A 25,274-nucleotide genomic window follows, 5' to 3' on the forward strand; every position below is an offset into this window, starting at 1 on the left:
GTCAACAAAGCCCGGGTCCCGAACCGATTTGATACCGGGGGTGGCCACGCCGGTAACCTGAGGCATTCGCTGCCGTCCATTCGTCATGAAGAGAGCACCGTGGCCGCCGACAAGATCGACACCATCGTCAGCCTGAGCAAGCGCCGGGGCTTCGTTTTCCCCTGTAGTGAGATCTACGGCGGTCAGCGCGCCGCCTGGGACTACGGACCGCTGGGTGTCGAGCTGAAGGAGAACCTGAAGCGTCAGTGGTGGCGCTACATGGTGACGTCTCGTGAGGACGTGGTCGGTCTCGACTCGTCCGTGATCCTGGCCCCCGAGGTCTGGGTCGCCTCCGGTCACGTGGCCACCTTCTCCGACCCGCTGACCGAGTGCACCTCCTGCCACAAGCGGTTCCGCGCGGACCACCTGGAAGAGGCGTACGAGGCCAAGCACAAGCGCGCCCCGGAGAACGGCCTGGCGGACGTGAACTGCCCCAACTGCGGCAACAAGGGCCAGTTCACCGAGCCCAAGCAGTTCTCGGGCCTGCTCTCCACCCACCTCGGCCCGACCCAGGACACCGGCTCCATCGCCTACCTGCGTCCCGAGACCGCACAGGGAATCTTCACCAACTTCGCCCAGGTGCAGACCGCTTCGCGCAAGAAGCCGCCGTTCGGCATCGCGCAGATGGGCAAGTCCTTCCGCAACGAGATCACGCCCGGCAACTTCATCTTCCGCACCCGCGAGTTCGAGCAGATGGAGATGGAGTTCTTCGTCAAGCCGGGCGAGGACGAGAAGTGGCAGGAGTACTGGATGGAGCAGCGCTGGAACTGGTACACCGGCCTGGGCCTGCGCGAGGAGAACATGCGGTGGTACGAGCACCCGAAGGAGAAGCTCTCCCACTACTCCAAGCGCACCGCCGACATCGAGTACCGCTTCCAGTTCGGCGGCAACGAGTGGGGTGAGCTGGAGGGTGTGGCCAACCGCACCGACTACGACCTCACCGCCCACTCCAAGGCCTCCGGCCAGGACCTCGTCTACTACGACCAGGAGGCCGGCGAGCGCTGGACGCCGTACGTCATCGAGCCGGCGGCCGGTGTCGGCCGCTCGATGCTGGCGTTCCTGCTCGACGCCTACGTCGAGGACGAGGCCCCCAACGCCAAGGGCAAGCTGGAGAAGCGCACCGTGCTGCGCCTCGACCACCGTCTCGCCCCGGTGAAGGTCGCGGTGCTCCCGCTGTCCCGCAACGCCGAGCTGTCCCCGAAGGCCAAGGGTCTCGCCCAGGCGCTGCGCCAGAACTGGAACATCGAGTTCGACGACGCCGGTGCCATCGGCCGCCGCTACCGCCGCCAGGACGAGATCGGCACGCCGTACTGCGTGACGGTCGACTTCGACACCCTCGACGACAACGCGGTGACGGTCCGCGAGCGTGACTCCATGAAGCAGGAGCGCGTCTCCCTCGACCAGATCGAGGGCTACCTGGCGAGCCGCCTGGTCGGCTGCTAGTCAGTCCGTCTCCTCGGCCCCCGACGCAGGCCCTGCCGGGCTCGTGTCGGGGGCCGTTTTTTCTTGGCCAGGAGTAACAGGTGACAGCTGACAGATATTGAAATCTGTCAGCTGTCATGTCAGAGTGAGGGCATGACGACACCCACGCGCACCCTCGGAACCACCGGCCCCCAGGTCTCCGCCCTCGGCCTCGGCTGCATGGGCATGTCGCCCGTGTACGGCGACGTGGACCGCAAGGAGTCGATCGCCACGATCCACGCCGCCCTGGAGGCCGGCGTGACCCTGCTCGACACCGGCGACTTCTACGCCATGGGCCACAACGAGATGCTGATCGGCGAGGCCCTGCGCACCGCCCCGGCCGCCCGCCGCGAACAGGCCCTGCTGAGCGTGAAGTTCGGTGCGCTGCGCGGCCCGGGCGGTGAATGGTCGGGCTACGACGGCCGCCCGGCCGCCGTGAAGAACTTCGCCGCCTACTCCCTGGAGCGCCTCGGCGTCGACCACATCGACGTCTATCGCCTCGCCCGGCTCGACCCGGACGTCCCGATCGAGGAGACCGTCGGCGCGATCACCGAACTGATCGAGCAGGGCTACGTCCGCCACGTCGGCCTCAGCGAGGTCGGCGCCGAGACCATCCGCAGGGCCGCCGCCACCGCGCCCATCGCCGACCTCCAGATCGAGTACGCGCTGATCTCGCGCGGCATCGAGGAAGAGGTCCTGCCGACCACCCGTGAACTGGGCATCTCCATCACCGCTTACGGCGTCCTGTCCCGCGGCCTCATCTCCGGCCACTTCTCCGCCGACCGGCAGCTGGCCGCGAACGACTTCCGGGCCCACTCGCCCCGCTTCCAGGACGGCAACCTCCAGCACAACCTGAACCTCGTCGAGGCGCTCCGGAAGATCGCCGAGCAGAAGGGCGTCACCGTGGCGCAGATCGCCATCGCCTGGGTGCTGTCACGGGGCGAGGACATCGTGCCGCTCGTCGGCGCCCGCACCCGGGAGCGGCTCACGGAGTCGCTGGGCGCCCTGGACGTCGTCCTGGACGCCGACGACCTGCGCGCGATCGAGGATGCCGTGCCGGCCGACGCGGCAGCGGGCGATCGCTATGCGCCCGCGCAGATGACCCACCTGGGCAGCAGGTAGCGGCCCCCGTGCCAGGTACCGTCAGGACATGGCACCGACCACCGAGACCCTGACCGCCGAGCGCATCCTCGAAGCCACCGAGGAGGTGCTGCGCCGGCACGGGCCCGCCAAGGCCACCGTGGTCGACGTGGCCCGCGCGCTCGGCGTCAGCCACGGCAGCGTCTACCGCCACTTCCGCACCAAGGCGGCGCTGCGGGGGGCGGTGATCAAGCGCTGGCTGGACCGTACCTCCGTGTCCCTGGCCGGTATCGCCGCCGACGAGGACCGGACACCGGAGACCCGGCTGCGCGACTGGCTCGCCGCCCTCTTCGAGGCCAAGCGCCGCAAGGCGGGCGACGACCCCGAGCTGTTCGCCACCTACATGGTGCTGACCAGGGAGGCCGGCTCGGTCGTCGACGAGCACATCGCCGACCTCACCGGCCAGCTCACCGGGATCATCGAGGCGGGCGCGGCCTCCGGCGCCTTCGCCGGGGACCCGGCGGCGCAGGCCCGTGCCGTCTTCCAGGCCACCGGCCGTTTCCACGACCCCGCGTACTTCACCGAATGGGAGCGGCCGGAGGCCGACGGCGACTTCGTGGCGCTGGTGGAGCTCCTGCTGAGGGGACTGCGGACGGAGGGCTAGGCGGACGGGCCGGTTGTACCGCCGGAGGTCGACGGGCCGGGCGGACGGCCGGAGGTCGACAGGCCAGGCGGACGGGCCGGGCGTGTGGCCGGAGGCGGACGGGCCGGGCGTACGGGCTAGGCCTACGGCTGGAGGTCGACGGGCCGGGCCTATGGCGGGAGGTCGACGGGCCGGGCGTGTGGCCGGAGGCGGACGGGCCGGGCGTACGGGCTAGGCCTACGGCTGGAGGTCGACGGGCCGGGCCTATGGCCGGAGGTCGACGGGCCAGGTGTACGGGCTAGAGTGTGCCGCCCGGTCGACGCGAAGGCGGCTCGGCCGGAGTGCGGGCGGCCCGGCCGAGGAGAAGGCGCCGGCCGAAGTGCAGCCGGTCCGGCCGAAACGAGGCCGCCCGGCCGAAGTGAAGGTGAGCGAGCCGATGTCCTCCACCATCCGCAGGGCCGTCATCCCCGCCGCCGGACTCGGCTCCCGGCTGCTGCCCCTCACCAAGGCGACGCCGAAGGAGATGCTCCCGGTCGGCGACAAGCCGGTCATCGAGCACACCGTGCGCGAGCTGGTGGACTCCGGCATCACCGACATCACCATCGTCGTCTCCGGCGGCAAGTCCCTGATCCAGGACCACTTCCGCCCCAACCCCGCCCTGGTCGAGCAGTTGCGCGCCGACGGCAAGAGCGCCTACGCGGACGCCGTCGAGGAGATCGCCGAGCTGGCCCGCCGCGGCCACATCACCTACCTCGACCAGCAGGGCCCCTACGGCAACGGCACCCCCGTCCTCAACGCCGCCCGCTCCTTCGGTGACGAGCCCGTCCTGGTGCTGTGGCCGGACGACGTGTTCGTGGCCGAGGTGCCGCGCGCCCAGCAGCTGATCCGGGCCTACGAGCAGACCGGCTGCCCGGTCCTCGCCCTGATGCCGATGGACCCCGTCGAGTCCCGGCGCTACGGCGTCCCGGTCGTCCAGGAGGATCTCGGCGGCGGCACCCTGCGCATCACCGGCCTGGTCGAGAAGCCCGACCCGGCCGCCGCGCCCTCGTCGTACGCGGCCATCGGCGGCTATGTCATCACCCCGGGCATCGTCGACGAACTGCGCGAGCGCACCCGCCGCTGGTACGAGCACCGCACCGGCGAGATCTACCTGACCGATGCCGTCAACGCCTACGCGGCGACCCGGGCGGTGTACGGCCAGGTCATCCAGGGTCGCTGGTACGACACCGGCAACCCGGCCGACTACCTCGTGGCCCAGATGGCCCACGCTCTCGCCCACCCCGAGTACGGCCCCCTGCTGCGCGGCCTGGTCGGCGACCTGGACGCCCGCGAGGGGGCCTGAGGACCGGCGGGGTCACCCCTCGGACGGATCCACCGTCGCCCGGTGTGCCTCCGCCAGGTGTTCCTCCGCCTTCAGCCAGGGCAGGAACTGCGCCGCCCGGCGCCAGCCGCAGGTCTCGCAACTGATCGTGCGCTGGGGGCCCTTGCGCAGCACACGGACGACGTGTTCCCGCCCGTCCTGGTCCCGGCGGCTCACCCTGCTCGTGTTCGTCTGCACCATGTGCCTCGCCTCCGGCAAGGAGTGTGCAGCAAGAACAACATCAACAGCAGTGTCTTCACGGGGTGTTCGCCGGGAGATGAGCCGGGTCAGCTCATCGTGCGCGGCAGACGCAGGCTCAGGACGCCCGTCAGGGCCACCCCCGCCAGCTGCACGAGCAGCGTCGTCACCAGGGCGTCCCGCATGCCCAGGCCCGGCACCAGGGAGAGGAAGAGACTGCCCAGCGTCGCCACGCCCAGGGCCAGCGAGGCCTGCTGGGCCGTGACCATCACGCCGCTGCCCACACCCGCCCGCGCGGGCGGCACGTCGGAGAGCACCAGCCGCAGGACGACGGGGAGTTGGAGCGCCTGGCCGATCCCGGCGACGGCACCTCCCGGCAGCAGGGTCACCAGGCCCAGGTCGGGCCAGGAGTACCGGGCGGCCAGGATGATCAGGCCGAGTCCGACCCCCTGGATCAGCGCGCCCGCGGTCACCACCCGGGTGCCCCAGCGGGAGATCAGCCGCGGTCCGGCGATCGACGTGAACAGGAACGTCACCGCCAGCGGGACCAGGGCCAGGCCCGCCTGGACGGGGCTGCGGCCCGCGCCCTCCTGGAGCGCCACCGCGATCACGAACATGAAGCCCGCGAAGCCCATCGAGAACGGCAGGATCAGGATCAGGCCCCGGCGCAGCGACACCAGCGCGAAGAGGCTGGGCGGCACCAGCGGCGTCCGGCCCCGGCGGTCCGCCCTGCGCTCCACCGCGAAGAAGGCCCCCGCGAGGAACGGGAACGCCGCCAGCGACAGCCACGTCCACGGCGGCCAGCCCGCCGCCCTGCCCTCGGTCAGCGGGGCCAGCAGCGCCAGCAGGGTCGCGGCGAGCAGGACCGTGCCGGGGACGTCCACCGGCTCCGGGCGCGGGGAACGGGTCTCCGGGACCGCACGGGCCGCGAGCAGCAGGCCGACGAGCACGACCGGGACGTTCACCAGGAACGCGGCACGCCAGCTCGTGCCCGCGATGTCCGCCGCCACCAGGACACCGCCGAGGATCTGGCCCGCCACCATCGCAAGGCCCGCGGTGGCCCCGTACAGGCCCATCGCCCGGGCCCGGCGGGGTCCGGCGGTCGCCGACTGGATGGTCGCGAGCACCTGCGGCAGCATCGCCGCCGACGCGGCACCCTGCGCGACCCGGGCCGCGACCAGCGCCCACGCGCTCGGTGCCAGCCCGCACGCCAGCGAGGTCAGCCCGAACGCGGCCATGCCGCCCAGGAAGAGCCGGCGCCGCCCGAACAGGTCGCCGAGCCGGCCGCCGAGGACGAGGAGGACGGCGTACGCCAACCCGTAGCCCGCGACGACGAGTTCGAGGACCGACTCGCTCGCGGACAGGTCCGCGGCGATGGTCGGCAGGGCCACGTTGACGATGAAGAAGTCGATGAGGGGCAGGGCCGCGGCGAGCAGCACCGTGAACAGCCCGAGGCCGCCCAGCGCGGGTGGTGCGGCGGGGCGGGCGAGGCGTGGAGTCGTGGTTTCGGTGGTCACGGCCTCGAGCCTGCGCCTGCTCACAGAGGGGTACCAGAGTGTCCTTATCCTGGTAGAAGAACCACCTGGCAACAGGGTCCCGGTGCGGGCAGGCTGGAGGCATGACGACCATGGCCCAGGAGACAGCCGCGCCCGTGACGCCGTCGGTCTCGGAGATCCGGCGCCATGAACTCGCCGCCTTCCTGCGGCACCGCCGTGAGCACATCACACCCGAGCAGGTCGGTCTGCCCCGCGGCCGCAGGCGGCGCACCCCGGGACTGCGCCGGGAGGAGGTCGCCCACCTCTCCGCGGTCGGCGTCACCTGGTACACCTGGCTGGAGCAGGCCAGGGACATCCAGGTGTCCGTACAGGTCCTGGACGCCCTCGCCCGCGCCCTGCTGCTCGACCCGAGCGAGCGCTCGCACCTCTTCCAGCTCGCCGGCGCGGTCGACCCGGCCCCGGCCACCGTCTGCCCGTCGATCACACCGGCGCTGCGGCTCGTCCTGGACCAGCTGGGGCCGGTCCCGGCCTGCGTCCAGAACAGCCGGTACGACATCCTCGCCCACAACCGCACCTACGGCCTGCTGCTGTGCGACCTGGACGCGGTGCCCCCGCAGGACCGCAACGCCATGCTGCTCTCCTACACCCACGAGGAGTGGCGTTCCTCGATCGTGCACCTGGCGGAGGTGCAGCGGCTCATGGCCGCCCGCTTCCGCGCCGGTATGGCCGGCCATCTCACCGAGCCCGCCTGGAAGACGCTCCTGAAGCGGCTGCGGTGCGAGTCCGCGGAGTTCCGCGAGGTGTGGGACCGGCACGAGGTGGGGGCCTCGCGCCCGCGGCGCAAGGAGTTCCTCAACCGGTACGTGGGCCGGATCGTCGTCGACCACACCGACCTGTGGCTCGCTCCCGGGACGGGCTCACGGCTGGTCACCTACGCCCCCGCCGACGAGGAGTCCCGGCTGCGGCTGGAGAAACTGCACGCGATCGCCCTGGAGCGGGCCGGGCACCAGGTGGCGTGAGCGCGCTCCGGAACGCCTGATCACAAGAACGTGTGGCGAGGCGAGTCATGGCCGGCGAACGGTGTGGAGCCGACCGCGTCGAGGTGTCCGACTCAGGGGCGCGCGGACCTGCGCGATCAGCCCCCGCCGGCCCGCACTCGCAGAACTACGCGCCGACCCCCGCCGCTTCACGCACCTCCGCTGTCTCCAGCCGCTCAGCCGTCCGTTCAGCGGTACGCCGGGCCCACGGCCCCGTGGTCACCGTGCCGAGCACGAGCACCGCGAACCCGCACCCCGCCAGAATCCACCACCCCGGCACCGCGGCGGAGACGAACTTCTCCTTGTACGACGAGGAGCTCAGTCCGGACGCCAGCACCGCCCCGATCACCGCGACCCCGAGGGTCTGCCCGAGCTGACGGCTGGTGGACGCGACAGCGGCCGCAACCCCCGCCTGCGCCCGCGGCATCCCCGACACCGCCGTGTTCGTGATCGGCGCGTTGACGAACCCGAACCCGATCCCGAACACCACGTACCCGAGCAGCAGCGTCACGTCGGAGGTCTCCGCGTCGAAGGCCGCGAAGAGCACCCCGCTCGCCGTCATGGCGAAGCCCGCCACCACCAACGGCAGCCGCGGCCCCCGGCTCCCCACCAGCCGGCCGGCCAGCGGCGCGCACAGGAACATCGGCACCGCCATCGGCAGCATCCACAGGCCCGCGTGCAGCGCGTCCAGGCCCCGGACGTTCTGGAGGTACAGCGTCGACAGGAACAGGAACCCGCCGAGACCCGCGAACGCGCTGATCGCGATCACGGTCGCCCCGCTGAACGGTGCGGACCGGAAGAACCGCAGGTCGATGAGGGGTTCGTCGCGCCGGGGCTCGTACCAGAGGAGTCCCGCCAGGGCGACGGCGGCCACCGCGGCGAAGGGCAGCACCGAGGCGGGGGCGGAGGTCGGGGCCTCGATGATCGCGTACGTCAGCGAGCCGAACAGGGCGATGACGAGGACCTGTCCGACCGGGTCGGGCCGCCGGGCCCTGGGCGCCCGGGACTCGGGGACGTACCGCAGGGTGAGCAGCAGCGCGGCGATTCCGACGGGCAGGTTGACCCAGAAGATCGAGCGCCAGCCGACCGCGTCCACGAGCACGCCGCCGACCAGCGGGCCCGCGGCCATGGAGATGCCGACGACCGCGCCCCACACCCCGATGGCCCGGGCCCGCTCGCGCGGGTCCGTGAAGGTGTTGGTGATGATCGACATCGCGACCGGGTTGAGCATCGAGCCGCCGACCGCCTGCACCATGCGGAACGCGATCAGCGCGTCCAGGTTCGGGGCGGCGGAGCACAGCGCGGAGCCGATCGTGAAGACGACCAGACCGGCCATGAAGACCCGCTTGCGGCCGATCCGGTCGGCGGTGGAGCCGGCCAGCATCAGCAGGGAGGCGAGGACCAGGGTGTACGCGTCGATCGTCCACTGCAGGCCCGCCGTGCTCGCGCCCAGACCGCGCTGGAGGGCGGGCAGGGCGACGTTGAGGGCCGTGGTGTCGAGGCTCACGATCAGGAGGCTCATACAGCAGATCGCGAGCACCAGCATGCGTCGGCGAGGGCTGAGCTCGGGCATGGCGTTCATCGTACGCCGATTTCAATAGTGCGTCTAACTAATGGTCGGTACATGATCGATGCACGGGTACCCCGGGGCGTGCGTGACAATGGGGGAATGTCCACGACCGTCCCGCCGCTCCAGATCGGCCCGCACACCGTCCAGCCGCCCGTCGTCCTCGCCCCGATGGCCGGGATCACCAACGCGCCCTTCCGCACGCTGTGCAGAGAGTTCAGCGGTGGCAAGGGCCTGTTCGTGAGCGAGATGATCACGACCCGGGCGCTGGTCGAGCGCAACGAGAAGACCATGCAGCTGATCCACTTCGAGGAGAGCGAGAAGCCCCGCTCGATCCAGCTGTACGGCGTCGACCCCGTGACCGTCGGCAAGGCCGTCCGCATGATCGTCGAGGAGGACCTCGCCGATCACATCGACCTCAACTTCGGCTGTCCGGTGCCGAAGGTGACCCGCAAGGGCGGGGGTTCGGCGCTGCCGTTCAAGCGCCCCCTGCTGCGGGCGATCCTGCGCGAGGCCGTGAGCGGGGCGGGGGACCTGCCCGTCACGATGAAGATGCGCAAGGGGATCGACGACGACCACATCACGTACCTGGACGCGGGGCGGATCGCGGTCGAGGAGGGCGTGACGGCGATCGCGCTCCACGGTCGGACGGCGGCGCAGCACTACGGCGGCACCGCGGACTGGGACGCGATCGCGCGGCTCAAGGAGCATGTGCCGGAGATTCCCGTGCTCGGCAACGGGGACATCTGGTCGGCGTCGGACGCGTTGCGGATGGTTCGGGCGACCGGGTGCGACGGGGTGGTCGTGGGGCGGGGATGTCTGGGCCGGCCCTGGCTGTTCTCCGACCTCGTGGCGGCGTTCGAGGGGCGGACCGATTTCCGTCGTCCCGCGCTGCGCGAGGTCGCGGAGGTGATGGTGCGGCACGCGACCCTGCTCGGGGAGTGGATCGGGGACGAGACGCGGGGCGTCATCGACTTCCGCAAGCATGTGGCCTGGTACCTGAAGGGGTTCGCGGTCGGGTCGGAGATGCGGAAGCGGCTCGCGATCACGTCGTCGTTGGCTGAACTGCGGTCCGGGCTGGACGAGTTGGATCTGGATCAGGCATGGCCGGCGGGGGCGGACGGGCCTCGGGGGCGGACGTCGGGGAACAACAGGGTCGTGCTGCCGGACGGGTGGCTGCGGGATCCCTATGACTGTGCGGGTGTCGGCGAGGACGCGGAGCTGGACACCTCCGGCGGTTGACGCGGCGGAGCCGAAGACTCCGAATCCCAGATAAGTACTACTCATTTCCTCGGATCTGGATCGTCTGCTGGGTTTTACCAGCGGGTCGGCGCCGACGGCTGCTCGTGGCCCATAACAGCTCTCTCACCTGCGCATATCTATCCAAGGCGGGGGAGAGTGGATGATCTCCGTGTCGTCGATGTTACGCCGGGGGAAAAATAAGTAGTCCTATCATCTTGACCAGATCCCCCTCGGACCCCGATAAATACCACTCATAAGCAGCGGGGGTTCCGAGGAGGGACACACCACAGATGAGACCCCTACACAGAGGCGCGGGGGCGGCGACGGCACTCGCCGCAGCGGCTGTCGTCTTCGCAGCCGTACTGCCCGCCCAGCCTGCCTTCGCGGCGACGATGAACTTCTACGTCGACCCGGCCAACGGCAGCGACAGCAACTCCGGAACCAGCACGTCCACCGCGTTCAAGACCGTGCAGGCCGCCCAGGCCGCGGTCCGGGCCGTCAACACGAACATGTCCGACGACATCGTGGTGAACCTGCGCGGCGGCACCTACCCCCTCACCACCCCCGTCAGCTTCGGCACCAGTGACTCGGGCACGAACGGCCACACGGTCGTCTACCAGGCCTACAACGGGGAGACGCCCGTCATCACCGGTGGCAAGGCGATCACCGGATGGACCGCGGCGACCAACGGCGAGTACAAGGCGTCCGTGGGCAGCCTCAACTTCCGGCAGCTCTACGTCAACGGGGTCCGCGCCACCCGGGCCCGCTTCCCCGACCTCGGCACGGACTTCCAGCTCCAGGGCAGCGACAAGCCCAACAAGCTGCTGAAGGTGCTCAGCTCGCAGATCTCCAACTGGGGCAACTTCAACCAGGTCGAGATGATGCTGGAGACGCAGTGGGGCGAGAGCTACCTGCGGCTGAAGTCGTTCACCTCGGCGGGCGGCATCGCCAACGTGTCGATCCAGGACCACGAGGCGGGCATCCTCTTCCCGCGTCCCTGGCCCCAGCTCTCCGACGGCTCCCCCCTGCACTTCGAGAACGCCCACGAGTTCCTCAACGAACCGGGCGAGTTCTACGTCGACACGGCCGCGCAGACCGTCTACTACAAGCCCCGCCCCGGCGAGGACATGTCCACGGCCTCCGTGCAGGCGCCCACGATCAAGACCCTCTTCGACATCAAGGGCACCAGCCTCGACAGTCCCGTCCATGACCTGCGCTTCTCCGGGATCACCTTCTCCGGGACCACCTGGATGGAAGCGACCGACAACGGCTACCTCAACGGCCAGGGCGGCAACTACAACATCTCCGCCGACACCTCCAACCACCAGTACGTGGGCCGCCCGCCGGCCGGGGTGCAGGCGGCGGACGCCGACCGTGTCTCCTTCACCGGGAACACCTTCACGCAGATGGGGGCCACGGCCCTCGACCTGTCCCACGGCGTGCACGACAGCACCGTGACCGGGAACCTCATCTACGACATCGCCGGCAACGGGATCATGGTCGGCAAGTTCTCCGACCCGACCGTGGAGATGCACACCGTCTACAACCCGCCCACCTCACCGGCCGGTGAGGACGCCCGGGAGGTGGTCAAGAACGTCACGGTGAAGAACAACCTGATCAACCAGATCGGTGAGGACTACCCCGGAACCGCGGGCATCGACGCGGGCTTCGTCAACAGCACCACCATCGACCACAACGACATCTCCGACACTCCGTGGGCCGGGATCTCGCTGGGCTGGGGCTGGCAGTCGGCGGCCAACGCCGAAGGCAACAACAGCATCAGCTACAACAGGATCGGCAACGTGATGAACCGGCTGTGCGACTCGGCCGCCATCTACCACCTCTCCAACGACCCCGGCACGGTCATCAACGGCAACTACATCCACGACGTGCTGCGGACGCCGACCGCCTGCGGCAATGCCGTGGCCGGCCTCTACACGGACGAGGGGTCGAACAACATGACCCTCTCGAACAACGTGATGTCGCAGACGGACGGTCTCGTCAACCAGAACGCCAACGGCTCCAACGTCACCCTCACCAACAACACGACGTCCGGCGACACGGTCATCAAGGCCTCCGGTCTCGAGTCCGCCTACCAGGGGCTGGCGGCGAAGCTCAACCTCGCCTACAACAGGCCGACGTCCGCGTCCTCGGTCTTCGCTTCGAACACCCCGCCCTCCAACGCCGTCGACAACAACGGGACGACCGGCTGGTCGCCGACCGGCAACGACACCTCGGCCTGGTGGCAGGTCGACCTGGGGCAGGCCTACCAGCTCGGACAGTTCTCCCTGACCACGCGCCAGGACCTGGACCAGTCCTCGACCCGGGGCAACTTCGAGGTCCGGGCGTCCAACGACCCGTCCTTCGCCACGTACACCGTCGTGGGACGCCAGACCAGCACCCTGCCGCTCGCGGCCACCCTCACCGGTGACATCAACGTCCGCCAGGCCTTCCGCTACATCCGCGTCGCCAAGACCGACGGGGCCTACTTCTACATCACGGACTTCTCCGTGCAGCGGACGGGCGGGGCCCTGGAGGACCAGACCGGCACGCCCAACACCAACCCGTCGACCTTCTACTCGATCAAGAACGTCAACAGCGGCCTGGTGATGGACGTCAACGGCGCCTCCACCGCCGACGGCGCGAGCGTCATCCAGTGGCCGAACTCGGGCAACGCGAACCAGCAGTGGACCATCGTTCCGGTCAGCGGACAGCTCAACAAGATCGTGAACAGGAACAGCGGCAAGGTCCTCGACTTCGGCTGGGCCAGCCACTGGAGGGGCACCGCGCTGCAGCAGAGCACCTACAACGGCAGCAACAACCAGCTGTGGTACTTCGAGCAGACCTCCGGTGGATACCTGATCCGCAACTTCGAGAGCAAGCAGGTCCTGGAGGTGAGCAGCAGCTCGACGGCGAACGGGGCCACCATCGACCAGTTCATGCCGCTGAACCAGCCCAACCAGGCCTGGACGATCCAGTGACAGTCTGACCCGACACAGAGCCGAGCGGTGGGGCAGGAAGGCAACGGCCTTCCTGCCCCACCGCTCGTCCGGTTCAGCCCTTCGAGGGGTGGGGTGTCGAACCGTAGGCAGTCAGGAAGCGGTCCCTGAAGGCGCTCATCTTCCAGACCGGGGCGTCGTGGGCGGGCTTGAGGCCGTCCGTCCAGTTCCAGGACGTGATCTTGTCGAGGACCTTGGGGTCCTTGGCGACGATCGAGATCGGTACGTCACGGCTTGCGTGCTCGCCGCTGACCCGGGCGATCGGCTGGTGGTCGCCGAGGAAGACGAGGACCGTGTCGTCGCTGCCGTAGCGCTCCAGCCACTGGGTCAGTGACGTGACCGAGTAGGAGATGGACTTGCCGTACTCCTGCTTGGAGCGGGTGGGGTCGGCGATGATGTCGGAGGCTTTGTTGCCGGCCTTCTGGATGGCCTTGAATTCCGAACCGTCGCCGAGGTCGTCCCAGTCGACCATCTTCGGGATGGGGGCCCAGGGCTGGTGGCTGGAGGTCAGGATGATCTCGGACATCAGGGGCTTGTCGCGCTTCTTGCTGTGGACCTGCTTCTGGTAGGCCTCCAGGGCGTACTGGTCCGGCATGGTCGACCAGCTGAACTTGGGTCCTTGGTAGCCGAGTTGGAAGGCGTTGTAGACCTTGTCGAGGCCGTAGTACTGCTGCTCGGGCCAGCCCTTCTGGACGCCCGGCATCACCCCGACCGTGTCCCAGTCGCCGGTCTTCTTGAAGGCCTTGGTGAGGCTGAGGTGGTTGCTGGCCATGACCGTGCGGTAGCGCTGCTGGTTGTCGATCCAGAGTCCGGAGAGGGTCGTGGAGTGGCCCAGCCAGCTGCTGCCGCCGTACGTCGCCGAGGTCAGCCAGCCGCTCTTCGCGTGGAAGCCGGCCTTCGCGAGGGCCGCGGTGCTGGTGTCGAGGGTCTTGTCGACGCCGGGCGCGATGAGCGGGTCCTCGATGGCGCTGCGGCCGTAGCTCTCGATGAAGGTGAAGATCATGTCCTTGCCGCGCAGGTCGGGCACCAGCTGGGAGCCCGGCGTGTTCCCGAACGCGTCGACCTTCGCCACCTTCTGGAACGCCGACTCGTCCCGCAGGGTGGACACGACCCGCTGGGCCTGGATCTTGGTGAGCGCGGCGGTGTGCTCGGAGGCGAGCGGCGGGCCGAGGATCTGGAGGCCGAGGGCGGAGCAGGTGATCCAGACGGTGGCCGCGACGAGGGTGCCCCGGACGGCCCGTTGCCGGTGCCGGGCCAGCAGGCCGCTGAGCCGGACCGTCGCCAGCGTCATGACGGCCGGCACCAGGAGCGCGAGGACGATCGCGGCGACCATGGCGGCTATCGCCACGCCCCGGCCCATCGAGTCCGCCACGTACGACTGCGCGTCGTTGAGCAGTTCCCAGTCGAGGACCGGGTTGAAGGCGCGCCCCAGGTAGTCGTTGAACCCCATGTCGAGCAGGTTCAGGATCGTCATCACCCCGAGCCCGACCCCGGCCGCCACGGCCACCGCCAGCCGTGGGCGACGCGGCAGCGCCAGCGTCAGGGCGGCCCCGAGGATCGCCTCCGCCGGAAGCCGCAGGAACTCCCCGGCATGCAGATTGGTGATCTTGTTCGGCAGCAGCAGGGCCCCGAGGACGAGCAGTGCGGCGAGGGTGTTCAGGGTCCAGCGGGTGTTCCGTACGGCGGTGGGGTGGGCGTCCCGCCAGCGGCTGAACCGTGACGCCTTCTCCGGCTCGGTCACCTCGGCCTCGGGTGACGTGATCTCTGCAAGGGTCTCGGACACCCGAGGGTCCTTCCGTACGGGTCCTGGTAGGAGGCGGACCCGACAGGGGGTCTCGAATCCGCCACATTCCCGTACGGCCTGTCTCGGGCCACAGTTCACGTCCCAGGGCAAACACCGCACCAACGCTTGGTCAACGGTGAGGTGCGGAGGCGCGGGGAGTCCGGAGTGCTAGGCGCCACCCACCGCCGTCAGCAGAGCAAGCGGCGCCGCCGCCGACCGGGCCTCCCGCAGACACGCGTGCGGATACGGCACCGGCTCCCCGTGCGACTCCCGTCCGTAGCCGGCCAGGACCTCCGGCAGCCGGTGCCCGGTCGCCGTCGCCGCGTCCACCAGCCCGTGCGCCACCGCCCGGGCCTCGTCGTGCAGGCCGTACCGCGCCAGGCCCAGCGTGATCAGCGCGTTGTCGTGCGGCCACACCGAACCCCGGTGGTACGACAGCGGGTGGTAGGCCGGTTGGCCGGACGCCACCGTGCGCACGCCCCATCCGGAGAAGAAGTCCGGCTCCAGCAGCCGACGTCCCACCTGTTCCCCGTACTCCTTGTCGAGCAGCCCCGACCACAGCAGATGGCCGGCGTCGGAGGCCAGCGCGTCGACATGGCGGCCTTCCCCGTCCAGCGCCAGGGCGGGGAACGCGCGGTCCGGCATCCAGAAGTCCCGCTGGAAGCGGTCCCGGAGATCGGCCGCGGCCTGTTCCAGCAGGGCTCCGTAGGTCTCGTCCTTCCACGCCGTGCGGGCGAGCCACGCGGTGCGGCGCAGCGCGTCGTAGGCGTAGCCCTGGGCGCCCGCCGCCATCACCGGTCCGCCGGCCCGGCTGCCGTCGGCGCCGCAGATCGCGCCGGGGGAGTCCTTCCAGTTCTGGTTGGCCAGGCCGCCCTGGTCGGCGCGGTAGACGAGGTAGCCGCGGGAGGTCAGGCCGCCGTGGTCGAGCATCCAGCCGATCGCGGCACGGGCGTGGGACTCCAGGCGCCGGGCGAGCGAGACGTCCCCGGTCTGCTCCACATAGGCGCCGAGGAGGACCAGGAACAGCGGGGTGGCGTCGACCGAGCCGTAGTAGCGGCCGTACGGCACCTGCCCGAAGTGCGCCAGCTCTCCCTGCCGTACCTCGTGCACGATCTTGCCGGGCTGGGCCACGGAGGCCGCGTCGGTCTCCGTGGCCTGGGTCGCGGCGAGCGCGGGCAGGGTCGCTGCGGCCAGCTGGGGGCGGTAGGGGAGCGCGAAGAGGGAGGTGAGGAGGGCGTCCCGGCCCAGGAGGGTCAGGAACCAGGGGGCCCCGGCGGCCGGGACACGCAGCTCCTCGCCGTCCGGGCCGGTGGCCGGGACCTGGAGCGAGGCCAGGTCGGCGAGACCGCGGGCGCAGGCGGCCGCCAGCTCCGGCCAGCCGGTCGGGAAGGCCACGCCCTCCACGAACTCGCCCTCCAGCGCGAGGAGTTGCCGGTTCAGGGCGGCAGGCGAGCTCGGCACCCGGCGGGCCCGCTTGTCGCCGTGCGGGCGGGCCAGCACGCGCAGGGTCAGCTCGGCCGAGCCGTGCGGTTCCAGGTCCAGCGTCCACACCAGGCGCCGGGCTCCGGTGCCGGTCTCCTCGACGCCGTCCGGGGCGGGCTCCGCCGTCACCGTCGTGCACGAACGCCATTCGCGGCGCTGGTAGCCGAACTCCACTCCGTCGTCGAGGACTTCGCGGCTGCGGGTGGCGCCGGGCTTGGTGTAGGTGCGGTAGTCGGAGCGGAGTTCGAACTGGTCGGTGAAGTCGGCGTCCGTGGTGACCGCGAGCCGGACCGTCGTCGGCACCGGGCGGTTGCTGGTCACCCGCAGGGATTCGACGAACGAGCCGTCCCCGACCGCCTGTTCGCGGAAGAGGGTGTGGGCCGGGGGCTCCTGGCGGCCGCCGCGCGGGACCAGGACACAGCGGGCGGTGTCGCCGTCGGCGACCGGCGACAGGGTCTCGGGGACCGCGCCGTCGACCGTGAGCTGCCAGCGGCTCAGGTGCCGGGCGTCCCGTACGAACAGCCCGTCCGGGAAGCTGCCGCCCCGGACCCCGCTGATGTCCCCGCCGTCACCCACGGCAGCGAACGTCCCGCCGTGCACGAGCAGATGATGCCGGTCCGTCATCGCCGGTTCCCTCCCTTGAATCCCATGTCCGCCGTGACTGTGGTGCTGTTCGTGAGCGTGGTGCCGTGCGTCGCTGCCATCCCGCCGGTGAGCGGGGCGTCGCCGGTGAGCGTGGTGTCGCCGCTGAGCGCGGCCTCGCCCGGGAGCGCGGTCTCGCCGTGCAGCAGGTCGAGCGCGAGCGCGGCCGTCCAGCTGAAGCCGGTCGCCCCGCATCCCTCGCCGGTGTACGGGTCGACGTACTCCGCGAAGTCGGTGGCCGCGGCGAGTTCGAGGGCCGACTCCCGCAGCGCGTCGGCGTGCCGGCGCTCGCCGTGGATGCGCAGGCCCCGCTCCACGAGCCACGCCGTGTTGAACCAGGCCGGGCCGCGCCAGTAGCGGTGGGCGTCGAAGGCCTCGCCGAGGAGGTCGTAGCTGGGCAGGAGGCGGGTGGTGGAGCCGAGGCCGAAGTGCGGGCCGGTGGCGGTGCGCAGCAGCGCCGTGACGATGTCCCGGGGGAGACCGGGCAGGAGCAGGGGGACCAGGCCGGAGACACCGCGCTCGGGGATCAGGCCGGGGTCCGGGGCCGGGTGCGGGGCGGGGGCCTCGTGCCCGGCGGTCGGCCGGGCGTCCGGCCGGTGCGCGGGGAACGCCGGCCCGCGGTCGCCGACTGCGGCGGGCCCCCGCAGGTCCCGGCAGAGGAACATGCCGCTCGCCGGGTCCCACAGCCGCTCCACCAACGCCTGCGTCAGGCGCTCCGCGCGCGCGTGCCGGGCCGTGCCGGTCGCGCCCAGTTCGTCGGCGATCCTGGCCAGTGCGTGCTCGGAGGCGATCAGCAGGGCGTTGAAGGCGGGGTCCTCGACGGCGAACTCACCCGTACCGTCGGCATAGCCGGCGTCCCGGTAGTCGGCCGCGAGGCGCACGTACCGCCCGTAGTCCAGATCCGTCGGCCGGTCCTCGGCCGCGCCGTGGTCGAGGTCGGCGCGGCGGAAGGAGCGGGCCGGGGCCGGGGTGACACGGGACAGGGGGAGGTCCCAGGCGGGGCTGTTGTCCATACCCTGTTCCCAGGGGTGCACGACGGAGGCGAGGCCGCCGCCGCCGAGGTCGCGGCGGTGCAGGAGGTAGCGGTGCCAGGCCGCCAGACGCGGGTACACGCGGGCGAGGAAGCCGCGGGACCGGGAGAGCCCGGGGTCGGAGCGGTGCACCAGCCACGCGGCCAGCGCGTGCACCGGTGGCTGGACGATCCCGGACGTCTGTACGGTGCGCGGGGCGCCCGCGGTGCGCCCCGCGGTCGAGGAGCGCCAGAAGTCGGGGCTCGGGAAGTACGCGTCGAGCGGTACGGAGGGGTTGAACACGATGTGCGGGATCCGCCCGTCGCCCCACTGGGCCGTCAGGAGGGTCTCCAGCTCGGTCTGCGCCCGCAGCGGCGAGAGGTGGCGCAGGCCGATCGCGATGAAGGCGGAGTCCCAGGACCACTGGTGCGGGTACAGGCCGCGCGAGGGGACCGTGGAGGCGCCGGTCCAGTTGGCCTCCAGCACCCGCGCGGCCCTGGCGTGCAGGGAAGGCGGCGAACCCGGCGGATCGTATGCGATCGAGCGCTCGGTGGAAGAGGTGACGAGCTGGGCAGTGCGATCCACTCGGGGCTCCCCGAAAGACGTGTGGCTGACCGGTTCGGTCAGGGCTACCGTAGGGTTACGTCTATTTAACACGCAAAACCCAATATGTAATGCACAGTTGAGAAACACAAGGGGGTGCGCATGGCTGGACGGAGTCAGACCGGCGCCGGAGATCTGCTCGAACTGGTCCGCAGCGGGCGCGCCGTGACGCGCGGAGCGCTCCAGCAGGCCACCGGACTGTCCCGGGCGACCGTCGGCCAGCGCCTCGACCGGCTCTTCCGCGCGGGCTGGCTGCGCGAGGGCGCCGGCGGCCCGGTGGACTCCCCGCTGGGCGGCCGTCCCTCCATCACCCTGGAGTTCGACGACGCCCATGCCGTCGTCCTGGCCGCCGATCTCGACACCCGGCACGCGCGCGCGTGCGTGCTCTCCCTGACCGGCGAGATCCTCGCCGAGCACAGCGGCACCCTGGTGATCGAGGACGGCCCGGACGCCGTCCTCGGCGAGCTGGGCCGCTGGTTCGCCGAGCTGCTGGAGAAGGCGGGTCAGCGGGCCGAGGAGGTCTGCGGCATCGGGCTGGCCGTCCCGGGCCCGGTCGACCTGGAGAGCGGCCGGGTGGTCCAGCCGCCGATCATGCCCGGCTGGGACGGCTACGACATACGGGGCCGCCTCGCCCGGGCCTTCACCGAGCACAGCGGGTCCGGCCCGGTCCCCGTGCTCGTCGACAACGACGCCAACCTCATGGCGTACGGCGAACAGCGCACCGGCCACCCCGACTGCTCGGCCTTCGTCCTGGTCAAGGTGTCGACCGGTATCGGCGCCGGAGTCGTGGTCGACGGCTCGGTCTACCGGGGCATCGACGGGGGTGCGGGCGACCTGGGGCACATCCGGGTGCCGGCCGGTGCGGAGGCGCTGTGCCGGTGCGGTTCCTACGGCTGTCTCGCCGCCGTCGCGAGCGGCGGTGCCGTGGCCCGGCGGCTGGCCGCGACCGGGGTGCCGGCGGCCTCCGGCTCGGATGTGCGGGACCTGCTGGCGTCCGGGCACCCGGAGGCGGCGGCGCTCGCGCGGGAGGCCGGGCGGCAGGTCGGGGACGTCCTGGCGACGGTCGTGACGCTGCTGAACCCCGGGGTCCTGATGATCGCCGGAGATCTGGCCGGAACTCCCTTCCTGACCGGCGTCCGGGAGCTGCTGTACCAGCGGGCGCTGCCCCGCTCCACCGCCCGGCTGGAGGTCGTGACCTCACGGCTCGGGGAGCGGGCCGGGCTGGTCGGGGCGGGTGCCCTGGTGGTGGAGCACCTGTACGCGCCCGAACGGGTCGAGGAGCGGTTGCTGGCGATGGGCGTATGACGTCCGTGTTGCGGTCCGGATACCCGTCCGCATGGTGAAATCCGACGCGCTGTGGCAGCGTGATTCTCGCCACGCCTGATAGGGGTCGCGCTCGAATGAGCGGATCTTGGGCGACTGCACTTCTGGAAGGGGTGGCACTCAGTGCCACCCCTTGATCGTTCATCGATCGAAATCAGATGTGGCTGAGGGGTGCTCATCTGAGCGAAAATGACGGCAGGGGAGCGCTTCGGCGTTCAAGAAGTGAAAACATTCGACGGCTGTCGCTTGCCAAGCTTTGACTTTCGATCCGCTGGCAGACACCTGGTTACGGGCGTATGACGCTCGAGCAGACGTACCCAGAAGCCTTCGATCTGGGTATGTTCCTCGCCGTCAGGGCAGCCACCGCGTCCTCGAGGGAGTCGAGACCCGTGTCGGAAAACAAAGAACCCCACGTAGCCAAGTTCGTCTACGACTTCACCGAGGGAAACAAGGACCTCAAGGACCTCCTGGGTGGCAAGGGCGCGAACCTCGCCGAGATGACCAACCTGGGACTCCCCGTTCCCCCCGGCTTCACCATCACGACGGACGCCTGCAAGGTCTACCTGGACAGCGGTGAGGAACCCGCGGCACTGCGTGACGAGGTGAGTGCGCACCTCGACGCGCTGGAGCAGCGCATGGGCAAGAAGCTCGGCCAGGCCGACGACCCGCTGCTCGTCTCCGTCCGCTCCGGCGCCAAGTTCTCCATGCCCGGAATGATGGACACGGTCCTGAACATCGGCCTCTCCGACAAGTCGGTCCAGGGTCTCGCCAAGCAGGCCGGCGACGACCGCTTCGCCTGGGACTCCTACCGACGCCTCATCCAGATGTTCGGCAAGACCGTCCTCGGCGTCGACGGCGAGCTCTTCGAGGAGGCCCTCGACAAGGCCAAGGAGGCCAAGAAGGTCACCGTCGACACCGACCTGGAGGCCGCCGACCTCAAGAAGCTGGTCACCGCCTTCAAGAAGATCGTCAAGAAGGAGGCCGGCCGGGACTTCCCGCAGGACCCGCGCGAGCAGATGGACCTCGCCATCCACGCGGTCTTCGACTCCTGGAACACCGACCGCGCCAAGCTCTACCGCCGCCAGGAGCGCATCCCCGGCGACCTCGGCACCGCGGTCAACGTCTGCTCGATGGTCTTCGGCAACCTCGGCCCCGACTCCGGCACCGGTGTCGCCTTCACCCGCGACCCCGCCTCCGGCCACCAGGGCGTCTACGGCGACTACCTCCAGAACGCCCAGGGCGAGGACGTCGTCGCGGGCATCCGCAACACCGTGCCGCTCGCGGAGCTGGAGCAGATCGACAAGAAGTCGTACGACCAGCTGATGCAGATCATGGAGACGCTGGAGAACCACTACAAGGACCTCTGCGACATCGAGTTCACCATCGAGCGCGGTCAGCTGTGGATGCTCCAGACCCGGGTCGGCAAGCGCACGGCGGGCGCGGCCTTCCGGATCGCCACCCAGCTGGTCGACCAGGGACTCATCGACGAGGCCGAGGCGCTCCAGCGCGTCACCGGCGCCCAGCTGGCCCAGCTGATGTTCCCCCGCTTCGACGAGGACGCCAAGGTCGCGCAGGTCGGCCGGGGCATCGCGGCCTCGCCGGGCGCGGCCGTCGGCAAGGCGGTCTTCGACTCGTACACCGCGGTGAAGTGGTCCCGTTCGGGCGAGAAGGTCATTCTCGTACGGCGGGAGACCAACCCCGACGACCTCGACGGCATGATCGCGGCCGAGGGCATCCTGACCTCCCGCGGCGGCAAGACCTCCCACGCGGCCGTCGTCGCGCGCGGCATGGGCAAGACCTGTGTCTGCGGCGCCGAGGAGCTGGAGGTCGACACCAAGCGGCGCCGGATGACCGTTCCGGGCGGGCACGTGGTGGAGGAGGGCGACCTGATCTCCATCGACGGATCGTCCGGCAAGGTCTACCTGGGCGAGGTCCCGGTCGTCCCGTCTCCCGTCGTGGAGTACTTCGAGGGCCGGATGCACGCGGGCGCCAACGACGCCGACGAGCTGGTCGAGGCGGTGCACCGGATCATGGCGTTCGCGGACCGCAAGCGCCGGCTGCGGGTCCGGGCCAACGCCGACAACGCCGAGGACGCGCTGCGCGCCCGTCGCTTCGGCGCGCAGGGCATCGGACTGTGCCGTACCGAGCACATGTTCCTCGGCGACCGGCGTGAGCTGGTCGAACGGCTGATCCTGGCCGACACGGAGACCGAGCGCGAGGAGTCGCTGAAGGCGCTGCTCCCGCTTCAGAAGCAGGACTTCGTCGAGCTGTTCTCGGCGATGGACGGGCTGCCGGTGACGATCCGGCTCCTCGACCCGCCGCTGCACGAGTTCCTCCCCGACATCACCGAGCTGTCGGTCCGCGTGGCCCTCGCGGAGTCCCGCCAGGAGCCGCACGAGAACGAACTCCGGCTCCTCCAGGCCGTGCACCGGCTGCACGAGCAGAACCCGATGCTGGGCCTGCGCGGCGTGCGCCTCGGTCTGGTCATCCCGGGCCTGTTCACCATGCAGGTCCGCGCGATCGCCGAGGCCGCGGCCGAGCGCAAGAACGCCAAGGGCGACCCGCGCGCCGAGATCATGATCCCGCTCGTCGGCACCGTCCAGGAGCTGGAGATCGTCCGCGAGGAGGCCGACCAGGTCGTCGCGGAGGTCGAGGCGGCCACCGGTGTGGAGCTGAAGCTGTCGATCGGCACGATGATCGAGCTGCCGCGTGCCGCGCTGACCGCGGGTCAGATCGCGGAGGCGGCGGAGTTCTTCTCCTTCGGCACGAACGACCTCACGCAGACGGTGTGGGGCTTCAGCCGGGACGACGTGGAGGCGAGCTTCTTCACGGCGTACCTGGAGAAGGGCATCTTCGGAGTCTCCCCCTTCGAGACGATCGACAAGGACGGCGTCGGCTCCCTGGTGCAGCTGGCCGCGGAGGCCGGCCGGCGTACCCGCCCCGACCTCAAGCTCGGCGTCTGCGGTGAGCACGGCGGTGACCCGGAGTCGGTCCACTTCTTCCACCAGGTCGGCCTGGACTACGTCTCCTGCTCCCCGTTCCGCATCCCGGTGGCCCGCCTGGAGGCCGGGCGCGCGGCGATCACGGCGAACGGCAGCGACCACCGGTAGGCCCTCACCGGGCCACTGATCCCCGGAGCCGACGCCCGTCCCCGACCCTCAACCGATGGGCGGCGGTTCCGGATCACGAGAGAGGGCGGCACCCTTGTGCGGGGGTGCCGCCCTCTCGTACGTCCCGCTCGTACGCCCTTCTCGTGCGCTCCCGTGCGGGCGCTGCTACCGTCACGCGATGTCCAAGAGCGAGATCGACGCGGTGACCGCCGAGTTCTTCGGGGCCTTCGACAACCGGGGCGGCAGGACCGCCGATGTCGGACGCGTGCGGCGGCTGGTCCTCCCCGAGGGCGTGATCGTCAAGACCGGTCCCGAGTACACCGTCCACACCGTGGAGCAGTTCATCGAGCCCCGTCTGCGGCTGCTGACCGAGGGCCGGCTGGTCGAGTTCTCCGAGTGGGAGACCTCCGAACGCACCGACATCGCGGGGGACATCGCCTCGCGGATCGGTACGTACCGCAAGTCCGGGATCCTGGACGGGGAGCCGTTCGACGGCGGCGGGACCAAGACGCTCCAGTTCGTCCGCACCCCGCAGGGCTGGCGCATCGCGGCACTGGCCTGGTACGACCACGCCTGACCGGCGTCGACGTGGACGGTGTCAGCGCATCGCCCGGCGCCTGCGGGCCGACGCCACCAGGGCGCCGCCGGTGAGCAGGACCGTCGAGCCGACGGCGGCCAGGTACACCGCGGTGTCGCCGCCACCGGTCTCCGCCAGGTCCCGGTGCCGGCTGCCGGGGTCCTCGGCGCTCACCGTGTCGTCGTGGGCCCGGAAGTCCGCGGGCGGCTGGTCGCAGCCGATGCCGTCGCCGTCCCGGTCGAGATGGCTGCCGTAGTGCTCGTCGCCCCTGGGGAGGTTCGCGTACCCGGCGGCGTAGGCCTCGCCGCAGTTCGCGAACGGGTGGTCGCCGTCATGGGCCGAGGCGGCACCCGGCAGCACGGCCAGGGCCAGCGCGGCGACGACGATGGCGCCGGGCTTGCGGAGCAGTTTCACAACAGGTCCTTCCGGGTTCGTGAGAGGGACGAACCTAGTGAGACGCGGGTGCCGTGTCGGCGACATGAGAAACCCGTGATGCGAACGTGACGTGACCGGAAGGTAGCTCTCCGCGAGCGCGCCGTCGACTCACTGCGGCTGCGGCTGCAGCTGCGTGGCGTACGGGTTGGTCATGGTGGTCCCCTGCGGAACGGGCCCCTCCCCGCCCCCCGCGGACTGCTCACCGCGCCCGTCCCTCCTAGGCTGGGCCGCAGTCGTCGAGGGAGGGACCCCGTCATGACCGGATGGAACGAGAAGGCCGTCCCCGATCAGAGCGGACGCGTGGCCGTGGTCACCGGGGCCAACAGCGGGATCGGGTACGCCGCCGCGCGGGAACTGGCGCGCAAGGGTGCCCGGGTGGTGCTCGCCTGCCGCAGTGAGCGGCGGGGCGGCGAGGCCCGGGACCGGCTGCTGGGCGAAGTGCCGGACGCGGAGGCGGAGTTGGCCCGACTGGACCTCGGGGACCTGGCCTCCGTGCGGGAGTTCGCGACCTCGTTCCGGTACGACCGCCTCGACCTGCTGATCAACAACGCGGGCGTGATGGCGCTGCCGTACGGCACGACCGCGGACGGCTTCGAGACCCAGTTCGGCACCAACCACCTGGGCCACTTCGCCCTGACCGGCCTGCTGCTGCCCTCGATCCTCGCGACACCCGGCGCACGGGTCGTGACGGTCTCCAGCGGGATGCACGCGGTGGCCAACATCGACATCCACGACCTCAACAGCGAGCGCCGCTACCGCCGTTGGATCGCCTACGCCCGCTCCAAGACCGCCAACCTGCTCTTCGTCCACGAGCTGGCCCGCCGGCTGGCGGCGCACGGCTCGGACGTGATCGCCGCGGCGGCGCACCCCGGGTACGCGGCCACCAACCTCCAGACCGCGGGGGCGCAGATGGCGGGCCGCACGGCGGCGGAACGGTTCATGCGGATCGGCAACCGCTTCTTCGCCCAGTCCGCCGAGGCCGGTGCCCTGCCCACCCTCTACGCGGCCACGGCCCCCGACGTCTCCCCGGACTCCTTCACCGGCCCTTCCCTCGCCGGCTGGCGCGGCGCCCCGGCCCCCTCCTGGCGGGCCTCCTGGACCCGCAACGACGAGGCCGCCCAACGCCTTTGGTCCGCCTCGGAGCAGCTGACAGGGGTGACGTACGACGCCCTGAAGGGCTGACCGGG

General features: G+C 70.7%; 18 protein-coding genes. 11 read left to right on the top strand and 7 right to left on the bottom strand.

The window, feature by feature from the left end:
- Positions 1 to 99 precede the first annotated feature (99 nt).
- The 4 genes from H295_RS0115725 (at position 100) to H295_RS0115740 (ending at position 4,565) form a co-directional block, all read left to right on the top strand.
- Positions 100 to 1,482, top strand: coding sequence for a glycine--tRNA ligase (locus H295_RS0115725; protein ID WP_020136289.1), 1,383 nt, complete (start codon positions 100 to 102; stop codon positions 1,480 to 1,482).
- Positions 1,483 to 1,614: 132 nt separating this feature from the next.
- Positions 1,615 to 2,622 carry an aldo/keto reductase gene (locus H295_RS0115730; protein WP_020136290.1) on the top strand — a complete coding sequence of 336 codons (1,008 nt, stop codon included), beginning with the start codon at positions 1,615 to 1,617 and terminating at the stop codon, positions 2,620 to 2,622.
- 28 nt (positions 2,623 to 2,650) lie between these two features.
- Entirely contained in the window at positions 2,651 to 3,244 is a 594-nt protein-coding gene (locus H295_RS0115735; protein WP_020136291.1) for a TetR family transcriptional regulator, read from the top strand.
- A 415-nt stretch (positions 3,245 to 3,659) separates the two neighbouring features.
- Positions 3,660 to 4,565 carry a UTP--glucose-1-phosphate uridylyltransferase gene (locus tag H295_RS0115740; protein WP_028809402.1) on the top strand — a complete coding sequence of 302 codons (906 nt, stop codon included), beginning with the start codon at positions 3,660 to 3,662 and terminating at the stop codon, positions 4,563 to 4,565.
- A 12-nt stretch (positions 4,566 to 4,577) separates the two neighbouring features.
- Here H295_RS0115740 and H295_RS0115745 read toward each other — a convergent pair whose 3' ends face one another.
- Together H295_RS0115745 and H295_RS0115750 are read right to left on the bottom strand one after the other, a co-directional pair.
- The gene (locus H295_RS0115745) at positions 4,578 to 4,784 is read right to left on the bottom strand and encodes a hypothetical protein (RefSeq protein ID WP_020136293.1); all 207 of its coding nucleotides are present in this window, start codon (positions 4,782 to 4,784) and stop codon (positions 4,578 to 4,580) included.
- Positions 4,785 to 4,870: 86 nt separating this feature from the next.
- On the bottom strand, positions 4,871 to 6,298 hold the full coding sequence (locus H295_RS0115750; protein WP_028809403.1) for an MFS transporter: 1,428 nt from the start codon (positions 6,296 to 6,298) through the stop codon (positions 4,871 to 4,873).
- 101 nt (positions 6,299 to 6,399) lie between these two features.
- Between H295_RS0115750 and H295_RS0115755 the strand changes: the two genes are divergently transcribed.
- Positions 6,400 to 7,296 (top strand): helix-turn-helix domain-containing protein, encoded by an 897-nt coding sequence (locus H295_RS0115755; RefSeq protein WP_020136295.1) that lies wholly within the window; start codon positions 6,400 to 6,402, stop codon positions 7,294 to 7,296.
- Between the two features lie 145 nt (positions 7,297 to 7,441).
- On the opposite strand, the gene H295_RS0115760 is transcribed toward H295_RS0115755, so the two are convergent.
- The gene (locus tag H295_RS0115760; RefSeq protein WP_028809404.1) at positions 7,442 to 8,887 is read right to left on the bottom strand and encodes an MFS transporter; all 1,446 of its coding nucleotides are present in this window, start codon (positions 8,885 to 8,887) and stop codon (positions 7,442 to 7,444) included.
- A 96-nt stretch (positions 8,888 to 8,983) separates the two neighbouring features.
- Here H295_RS0115760 and dusB point away from each other — a divergent pair, with 96 nt between their 5' ends.
- Both dusB and H295_RS0115770 read left to right on the top strand, forming a co-directional pair.
- A complete protein-coding gene (dusB, locus tag H295_RS0115765; protein ID WP_020136297.1) occupies positions 8,984 to 10,123 on the top strand; it encodes a tRNA dihydrouridine synthase DusB in 1,140 nt (379 codons plus the stop codon).
- Between the two features lie 290 nt (positions 10,124 to 10,413).
- On the top strand, positions 10,414 to 13,104 hold the full coding sequence (locus tag H295_RS0115770) for an RICIN domain-containing protein (RefSeq protein ID WP_020136298.1): 2,691 nt from the start codon (positions 10,414 to 10,416) through the stop codon (positions 13,102 to 13,104).
- 73 nt (positions 13,105 to 13,177) lie between these two features.
- Here H295_RS0115770 and H295_RS0115775 read toward each other — a convergent pair whose 3' ends face one another.
- The 3 genes from H295_RS0115775 to H295_RS0115785 form a co-directional block, all read right to left on the bottom strand.
- The gene (locus H295_RS0115775; protein WP_020136299.1) at positions 13,178 to 14,905 is read right to left on the bottom strand and encodes a hypothetical protein; all 1,728 of its coding nucleotides are present in this window, start codon (positions 14,903 to 14,905) and stop codon (positions 13,178 to 13,180) included.
- 168 nt (positions 14,906 to 15,073) lie between these two features.
- Complete coding sequence (locus tag H295_RS0115780; RefSeq protein ID WP_020136300.1) at positions 15,074 to 17,011, bottom strand: glycogen debranching N-terminal domain-containing protein; 1,938 nt, start codon at positions 17,009 to 17,011, stop codon at positions 15,074 to 15,076.
- Positions 17,008 to 18,624 carry an MGH1-like glycoside hydrolase domain-containing protein gene (locus tag H295_RS0115785; RefSeq protein ID WP_020136301.1) on the bottom strand — a complete coding sequence of 539 codons (1,617 nt, stop codon included), beginning with the start codon at positions 18,622 to 18,624 and terminating at the stop codon, positions 17,008 to 17,010. Before H295_RS0115785 ends, H295_RS0115780 begins: the two co-directional genes overlap by 4 nt.
- A gap of 120 nt (positions 18,625 to 18,744) precedes the next feature.
- Between H295_RS0115785 and H295_RS0115790 the strand changes: the two genes are divergently transcribed.
- The 3 genes from H295_RS0115790 (at position 18,745) to H295_RS0115800 (ending at position 23,652) form a co-directional block, all read left to right on the top strand.
- A complete protein-coding gene (locus H295_RS0115790; protein WP_020136302.1) occupies positions 18,745 to 19,947 on the top strand; it encodes an ROK family protein in 1,203 nt (400 codons plus the stop codon).
- A gap of 407 nt (positions 19,948 to 20,354) precedes the next feature.
- Positions 20,355 to 23,075 carry a pyruvate, phosphate dikinase gene (gene ppdK / locus H295_RS0115795; protein WP_020136303.1) on the top strand — a complete coding sequence of 907 codons (2,721 nt, stop codon included), beginning with the start codon at positions 20,355 to 20,357 and terminating at the stop codon, positions 23,073 to 23,075.
- A gap of 178 nt (positions 23,076 to 23,253) precedes the next feature.
- On the top strand, positions 23,254 to 23,652 hold the full coding sequence (locus H295_RS0115800; protein WP_020136304.1) for a DUF4440 domain-containing protein: 399 nt from the start codon (positions 23,254 to 23,256) through the stop codon (positions 23,650 to 23,652).
- A 21-nt stretch (positions 23,653 to 23,673) separates the two neighbouring features.
- Here the strand turns inward: H295_RS0115800 and H295_RS0115805 are convergent, their stop codons facing one another.
- Positions 23,674 to 24,066 (bottom strand): excalibur calcium-binding domain-containing protein, encoded by a 393-nt coding sequence (locus tag H295_RS0115805; protein WP_020136305.1) that lies wholly within the window; start codon positions 24,064 to 24,066, stop codon positions 23,674 to 23,676.
- Between the two features lie 276 nt (positions 24,067 to 24,342).
- Between H295_RS0115805 and H295_RS0115810 the strand changes: the two genes are divergently transcribed.
- Positions 24,343 to 25,269, top strand: coding sequence for an oxidoreductase (locus H295_RS0115810; RefSeq protein WP_020136306.1), 927 nt, complete (start codon positions 24,343 to 24,345; stop codon positions 25,267 to 25,269).
- The last annotated feature ends 5 nt before the right edge of the window (positions 25,270 to 25,274 follow it).

Source organism: Streptomyces sp. 351MFTsu5.1 (genome assembly GCF_000383655.1).
Taxonomy (GTDB): domain Bacteria; phylum Actinomycetota; class Actinomycetes; order Streptomycetales; family Streptomycetaceae; genus Streptomyces; species Streptomyces griseorubiginosus.

Bases quoted from the DNA above. Each gene is read 5' to 3' on its own strand.
- H295_RS0115790 (WP_020136302.1), top strand. From the start codon at position 18,745: ATGGCTGGACGGAGTCAGACCGGCGCCGGAGATCTGCTCGAACTGGTC.
- H295_RS0115780 (WP_020136300.1), bottom strand. From the start codon at position 17,011: ATGACGGACCGGCATCATCTGCTCGTGCACGGCGGGACGTTCGCTGCC.
- H295_RS0115740 (WP_028809402.1), top strand. From the start codon at position 3,660: ATGTCCTCCACCATCCGCAGGGCCGTCATCCCCGCCGCCGGACTCGGC.
- H295_RS0115735 (WP_020136291.1), top strand. From the start codon at position 2,651: ATGGCACCGACCACCGAGACCCTGACCGCCGAGCGCATCCTCGAAGCC.
- H295_RS0115760 (WP_028809404.1), bottom strand. From the start codon at position 8,887: ATGCCCGAGCTCAGCCCTCGCCGACGCATGCTGGTGCTCGCGATCTGC.
- H295_RS0115730 (WP_020136290.1), top strand. From the start codon at position 1,615: ATGACGACACCCACGCGCACCCTCGGAACCACCGGCCCCCAGGTCTCC.
- H295_RS0115755 (WP_020136295.1), top strand. From the start codon at position 6,400: ATGACGACCATGGCCCAGGAGACAGCCGCGCCCGTGACGCCGTCGGTC.
- H295_RS0115770 (WP_020136298.1), top strand. From the start codon at position 10,414: ATGAGACCCCTACACAGAGGCGCGGGGGCGGCGACGGCACTCGCCGCA.
- H295_RS0115800 (WP_020136304.1), top strand. From the start codon at position 23,254: ATGTCCAAGAGCGAGATCGACGCGGTGACCGCCGAGTTCTTCGGGGCC.
- H295_RS0115810 (WP_020136306.1), top strand. From the start codon at position 24,343: ATGACCGGATGGAACGAGAAGGCCGTCCCCGATCAGAGCGGACGCGTG.
- H295_RS0115745 (WP_020136293.1), bottom strand. From the start codon at position 4,784: ATGGTGCAGACGAACACGAGCAGGGTGAGCCGCCGGGACCAGGACGGG.
- dusB (WP_020136297.1), top strand. From the start codon at position 8,984: ATGTCCACGACCGTCCCGCCGCTCCAGATCGGCCCGCACACCGTCCAG.